Here is a 612-nt window from a genome sequence, read left to right on the forward strand (position 1 = left end):
CTGACGGGCAGCATCAGGCGCTGAGCGAGGCCCGCACCGGGCCGACCACCGAGTGCGAGCCCGAGGTGATGGACGATCTGCTCCAGCCGCGAGGTGCGTCGCGCGAAGGTAGGCAGGACGTCCTCGGAGAAGCGCTCGGCGAAGATCTTCCGCCCACAGGCCGCTGCATCACACCAGAAGCGTCTCACCATGACTTGGAGTTCGACGCGCCGACCACCGAGCGGTAGGTCGGCGGCACGGCGCTGATAACGGCTTTGGATGCGACGTGAAGAGGTTCGGCAGTCTGGGCACGTCGCCGTCGCAGATCCGGATCTCACGACCAGACTGATCCGATCGGTGCCGACATCGAGGTGATCGACGACGAATCCGGCAGGTACGAGGCTCGAGGGCCTGAAGCGGGGGCGCATGCTGCGGCTCCATCGTGGATATCCGCAACCTCAACGCCGTCGGCATCAGCGAGAGTGAGTCAGAGCCCTTATTCCACGCCTAGAGGCTGTTATGAACCTGTGGCGAGTTGAGCGGCCTGTTTGAGCATGAGGCAGACGAAGGCGACGAGGTGCAGGTCTGCCAGGGTGCTGGCATAACGCTCGTAGTCTTTGACGAGACGGCGGA

At 64.1% G+C, this 612-nt stretch carries 1 protein-coding gene and 1 pseudogene; both read right to left on the reverse strand.

Annotated elements, in window-relative coordinates:
- Positions 1 to 407: transposase family protein (locus tag AAHG09_RS31840; RefSeq protein ID WP_342112350.1), on the reverse strand; the 407-nt coding region annotated here is incomplete at its 3' end.
- Positions 408 to 496: 89 nt separating this feature from the next.
- Positions 497 to 612, reverse strand: a pseudogene (locus tag AAHG09_RS31845) (IS5/IS1182 family transposase); the annotation flags it as partial.

Origin of the sequence: Methylobacterium guangdongense (assembly GCF_038442355.1) — a bacterium.
Taxonomy (GTDB): domain Bacteria; phylum Pseudomonadota; class Alphaproteobacteria; order Rhizobiales; family Beijerinckiaceae; genus Methylobacterium; species Methylobacterium guangdongense.